This is a genomic window from Streptomyces sp. NPDC021356 (assembly GCF_040641015.1).
In the GTDB taxonomy this organism is placed as follows: domain Bacteria; phylum Actinomycetota; class Actinomycetes; order Streptomycetales; family Streptomycetaceae; genus Streptomyces.
In genome coordinates this window covers 1-4854 of record NZ_JBFACU010000092.1, presented here as the reverse complement: position 1 = coordinate 4854, position 4854 = coordinate 1, and the positions used below count along the sequence as shown (strand labels likewise).

Sequence of the window (4854 nt, the reverse complement as noted above, 5' to 3'; positions counted from 1 at the left end):
AATACGTCGACGCTGCCGTCGAACGACTCACCAGCTTCTATGCGAACAACCTGTAAGGCATCCGAACCGGCGAACCTATGCGGTCACAGCACTAGACGCCTTCCCGCACCGGGGCACCATCCAGCACGACGGTCATCGGCTTCAACTCGACGGAGACTTGGGAATTGAGACGTACCTCTTGTACGACACTCCATCGGCCGCTGAAGACGCTGGGAGCCGAAAATAGTCCGTCCTGACCCTGCTTGTCCTGCCCCGACCCCATCAGGTGCCACGTGGGGCCGGCTGACGATCTTCATGACCCGGGTCCTGACGGGCGGCGGTGTGTCACCGCGTGCTCGCAGGAGCATCTGAGAACGGTATGGCCACCAGCCGTTCGTGCCGGAGGAACTGCGGGTCGGCAAGATCGCTCGGGTGCTCGTCGAGCACCCGAGCGGGCTCAGGAACGACGCGCTGGCTCAAGCGACGGCGCTGACGGTGCCGCAGGCGGAACGGGCGCCTGAGTGGCAGAACACGCGGTCCGCCCGGTGACGGGATCAGCAGTGCAGGTGCCAGGACCGTTGATCTGAAACCCCTCTCCTCCTTCTGCCGTGCTACCAGCGCATGCCGAGGGCGGTCCACTCCGCCCGCTGCTCCTCGGACAGTCTGTCGGCCCGGCGTCGGGTGTTGTCGATGACGGCTCCGAGTTTGATCTCGGTCCCGTCCGGCAGGACTTCCACGTGCTTGCGGGGCACCGTCAGGTGCCCTTCCCGCTCGCGGAACTGCCGGGCGGCCGCGAGGTTCACCGCCCGCGCCTGCTCCCGCCGCCCCACCGGCCGAGCCGCGCCCTCCGCGCCCTCGTGGCCGGCGGGGGCGGGTTCCAGGCCGAGGGTCTCCAGGAGGTATTGCTGTGCGGGCATGAGCCGCTCCCACCCGGCACGCTGCCCGGCCGCCCATGCTCCGAGGTCTTCGCCCTGCACCATCACCTCACCCGGCGTCTCGGGGAGCGGGGCGCCGGCGCGGACGTGGGCTTGGCAGAGCCGGTAGGCGCGCTGCCATCCGGCGTCCCATACCTGGCACCATCCCGCGGCGATGGCTTGCAGGGCCTCCCTGCGCCCCCTGGGCAGCTCCCCGGTGCTGGGGACGCCCGTTTCCCCCCGCCGCGCGCCGCGCGGCATTCACAGCCGCCTTCTTGGCCGCCTGTTTCTGGTTCTTCGCCCACGTGCCAATGGGTTGCCCCTCCCACACGGCGGTCGCGGGCGGGGCGAAGTGCCCGTGCGCTGCGGCGTACGAGCGGGCGACGGCGAGCATGCCCTCCCACTCCGTATAGACCGACCACACCATGCCCAGCTGCTCCAGCTCGGCCACCCGCTCGGCCTCAAGCGTCCTGGCCGCGTATACCGGCGCTGATCCGCCAGCCACGCGCCCAACGGGTGAGAACCGACCTCCCGCCCAGTCCCGGGGGGTCCGGTAGGTCACCGGCACTGACAAAACGTCCGGCCCCGTCTGCCGCAGCCACCGCGAGGCGGCCGCGATGCCGCGCCGTCAGTACGCCCGCTCGGGATCGATGACCCGCAGTCGCACGAACGCGGCCACGGCCGCTGGGTCGCGCTCGGTGCTGAACCGCAGCACATCGGCCGCCGCCGCACTCACCCGCGCCGCGCCCTCGTCGACGTGGTGCTGGTCGTCGTGGTGACGGTCCGTGCGGTGATCAGGCGCGGCTGGGTGGCGGAGTCCGGGGGTCCGGAGAGTCCGGGGAGTCCGGGCGCGGGTCCAGCTGCCTGGTAGGGGAGGCGCGGGTCAGGTGGGGTTCAGCGGAGTGATGCCGGTACCCGCGTACAGCTCAGGTTCCAATGAGAGGACCGTCAGCGGCTCTCCCGCCTTTACCGCGTGCCAGGCGATCGCAGCGGCGTGGGCCACTGGCAATTCCACGTTTGCCCAGCCCATCGCATCCACGGCGTGTGCCGCGGTGAACGGGACGTTCTCCGCGAAACGCAGGGATGCGGCGTGCTTGCCGGCGCCCGTAACCTGCCGTTCGGCAGCGAGCACGGACAGTGAGGGGATGATGACATGGCCGGTGCCGCGCGAGGCCTCGATGTAGAGGCCCGTGAAGAAAGAGTCCGCACGGTACAGAGCGGCCAGAGCCGTGTGGTCCAGGACGGCCGTCAGGTTCATGCGGCGGCGCCGCCCTGATGGGCGCGAATCTTCGCCCAGGCGTCCCGGCCGACCTGCTGGACCTGCTCGGTGTACTCGATGCCGAGCTCACGAGCCGCCTCGGCAGCACGCTGCTCGCGTTCGCTCTCCGTGAGCTCGCGGGTGGCGAGCTCTTCCAGCAGCTCCGTGATGGTGGTGCCGCGTTCCTCGGCGAGGACACGCAGCCGATCGCGGACTTCCTCGCTGGTCTTGATGCTCGTCGGCTTGCTCATGCCATCGATTCTACCGCCGGTAGAACCACGGGGGACAGAGACCGTCGTGCCGCCGCCCGCTGCCGTCCTGCCGTGCCTGCGCTGACGGCCCCGGGCCGTGCCGCCCGCCAGCCTGTGCCACGCGTCCGCCGGGCTGTGGCGGTCTGCTGTCCGGAGCGTGCCGTCCCCGCCCGCTGGCACGGTCGGCACGGCCGGGACCGCGCGGTGCGGGCGGGCCCGGGACGACGTCCGGGCACCGTTCTTCCGGACCTACGGCATCGCAGCCCCCGGACGGCGAGAAGCAGCTGTACGGCGGCGGGCGAACGCGCGGTTGGCGCGGGCCGGGCGCGCGGGGGAGCGGCGGCGCGGGCCGGACGACGGCCCGGGCCCGCCCCGGCACGACTGGCGCCAGGGGGCGACGGGGACGATGCTGTTCGTTTGAGCTCGCCTTCGTTTACCGACGGGCGGTAAGAAGAGTCACCAGATTGGAGGCGGACGTGCACGAGATGCGCCCGCCGAAGAAGACGGCGAAGAAGCAGACAGCCGGGAAGGCCGGGAGGAAGCCGCCGGACCGCCGGTCCTGCGGCGCATAGGACGCTGGCCGGGCCCGGGCGGGGGCACGGCCATGGCGGAGCGCTGTTCCTGGCCGGCATCCGCGAGCTGGGCATCGTGTGGACGGAGTATCTGCTAATACCCCAGCTGCTTCGGTTGGCGGGCCTCGCCAGCTGAAGCGCTCGGTATCACTGGGTTTTGGATCTACCCCGGATCGGCTCAGACCGAGCTGTACGGCCCCTCGGCCGCCTTCAGCCGCTGCATGGCCGTCAGCCGGGCCGCGAAGTGCATTGCGGCCGCCGCTGCGGCGATGTCCAGGATGTCGGCCGCTATCACCTGAAGCACGGCGTCCCGGATGCCTCCGAGGGTTTCGGCGTCCTGGTAGCGCTGCGAGGCGTACCGGTTGAACAGGGTCGTGGTGAGGAACAGGCTCCACCACAGGTTCACCGGCCAGAAAGAGACCTTGTACGGCTCGCCGTCGGCCGGCAGCCGCGTGCTGGCCCCCCACATGTCGACGGCGACCCGATAGGGCATCCAGAGGTTCGCCAGGGGGATGAACCAGGACCCGATCGCCCAGCTGGGGCCGTTGCGGAACCGGTCCGGCCCGAGCACTCCGGCGTTCCGGCGCATCCAGTGGAACCAGACGATGAAGACGATTGCGCAGGCAAGGAACGTGGCGATCTGGAGCTGTCCTGCCGTCTGGTACAGCGCGTCGGCACGGTCCAGCTCCTGCTGAGAGGCAAAAGCGAGGCCCCGGTCCTCGTCGATCAGCATGTATGCCCGGACGCCGGCGTAGACGGCGAACAGGTCGCTGAGGGCGACGGCCGCGAGCAGCGCCGACAGACCGGCCAGGAGGCCGCGCGGTGGCCGCGGTACCCGGTTGGGCAGCGCGGGCCGCGGACAGACATCGCTGGATGCGGACATGACGGTGGCCCCCCACAGGCACGGAAACGGAATCGCCCGCGGAAGAGCGCGCGCTGAGGGAAGATACGCCAGCCGCGGGCGGCCCGTCCATGGCAAATTTGCAGGACCGGCCCGGCACGGGGCGCATGACCGAAGGACGGCTCACATCGAGCTGTTCAGGCGGCGAGGCCTGCCGTCTGAAGCGCTCAACACCAGCAAGATCACGATTTACCGGGGCGCTGAGGTGCCGAGCCGGGGCGGAACTGTCCGCGCCCCGTCTACCGGGCGAGGGCGACGGTGATCGGGGTGTCGGGGCACTGTACGAGGACCTCGGCCAGCGCGGTCTGTTCGGTGGTGTCGATGGTCAGGCTCCAGCGGGTCTTGTCGGCGATCCAGTCGGTGGCGTAGGTGTGCAGTGGCAGCCGGCGCCCGGGGGCAGCCGGGTGGAGGGGTCCTGGTCGGCCTTGGACCGGTTGGAGGCGGCCGATACGGCGATTTCGTCTCCGAGATCGTTGGCGCAGGCTTCGCGCTGTGCGGGCGTCCAGGTGCTGGCGCCGGAGTCCCAGGCTTCGGCGAGGCGGACGAGGTGGTCGATGTCCAGTCCGCTGGGCCCTTCGATGCAACGGTCGTCGTAGGAGGAGAACCAAACGCCCTCGGTGAGACGGCAGTCCGGACCCTGCTCGGGAGCGGTGACGGCCTCGGCCTTGAGGACCTCGGCACGTGTGTTGCAGCCGTTGTGGTCGGCGTCGGTCCAGTGCTTGAGCTTGGAGCGCTGGTTGAACCGCTCCGTGTTCGGTGGAGGCTGTTGACGCTGCCGCTGTGGCCCGCCCATGCTGTGGAGAGAGCGAGTATGCACTTCAGTCGGTGAGTCCACCGGCTTTGGCCATGCGCTCGGCGAGGTCGGCGGTGACCTGTGCGAGTTCCTCAGCTTGTTCTTTATCTACCAGGACCTGCCAGGCTTGCCGATGGCCTTGAGGGTCTCGGGGCGTCTGACGGTTTTGCCGACGTCGTAGCGGGG

General features: G+C 70.0%; 6 protein-coding genes and 1 pseudogene. 1 reads left to right on the top strand and 6 read right to left on the bottom strand.

Annotation, left to right across the window (positions count from 1 at the left end):
* Window positions 1–375 precede the first annotated feature (375 nt).
* A complete protein-coding gene (locus AB0G56_RS42000; RefSeq protein ID WP_360981570.1) occupies window positions 376–528 on the top strand; it encodes a hypothetical protein in 153 nt (50 codons plus the stop codon).
* Between the two features lie 62 nt (window positions 529–590).
* Here AB0G56_RS42000 and AB0G56_RS41995 read toward each other — a convergent pair whose 3' ends face one another.
* The 6 genes and pseudogenes from AB0G56_RS41995 to AB0G56_RS41970 form a co-directional block, all read right to left on the bottom strand.
* The gene (locus tag AB0G56_RS41995; RefSeq protein ID WP_360981567.1) at window positions 591–896 is read right to left on the bottom strand and encodes a helicase associated domain-containing protein; all 306 of its coding nucleotides are present in this window, start codon (window positions 894–896) and stop codon (window positions 591–593) included.
* A gap of 67 nt (window positions 897–963) precedes the next feature.
* Window positions 964–1287, bottom strand: coding sequence for a helicase associated domain-containing protein (locus AB0G56_RS41990; protein ID WP_360981573.1), 324 nt, complete (start codon window positions 1285–1287; stop codon window positions 964–966).
* 489 nt (window positions 1288–1776) lie between these two features.
* Window positions 1777–2151, bottom strand: coding sequence for a PIN domain-containing protein (locus tag AB0G56_RS41985; protein WP_360981564.1), 375 nt, complete (start codon window positions 2149–2151; stop codon window positions 1777–1779).
* A complete protein-coding gene (locus AB0G56_RS41980) occupies window positions 2148–2402 on the bottom strand; it encodes a hypothetical protein (RefSeq protein ID WP_031102198.1) in 255 nt (84 codons plus the stop codon). The genes AB0G56_RS41985 and AB0G56_RS41980 overlap by 4 nt, the downstream gene beginning before the upstream one ends.
* A gap of 750 nt (window positions 2403–3152) precedes the next feature.
* Window positions 3153–3857 (bottom strand): DUF4328 domain-containing protein, encoded by a 705-nt coding sequence (locus AB0G56_RS41975; RefSeq protein WP_360981561.1) that lies wholly within the window; start codon window positions 3855–3857, stop codon window positions 3153–3155.
* 257 nt (window positions 3858–4114) lie between these two features.
* Window positions 4115–4668, bottom strand: a pseudogene (locus AB0G56_RS41970) (HNH endonuclease family protein).
* Between the last annotated feature and the right edge of the window lie 186 nt (window positions 4669–4854).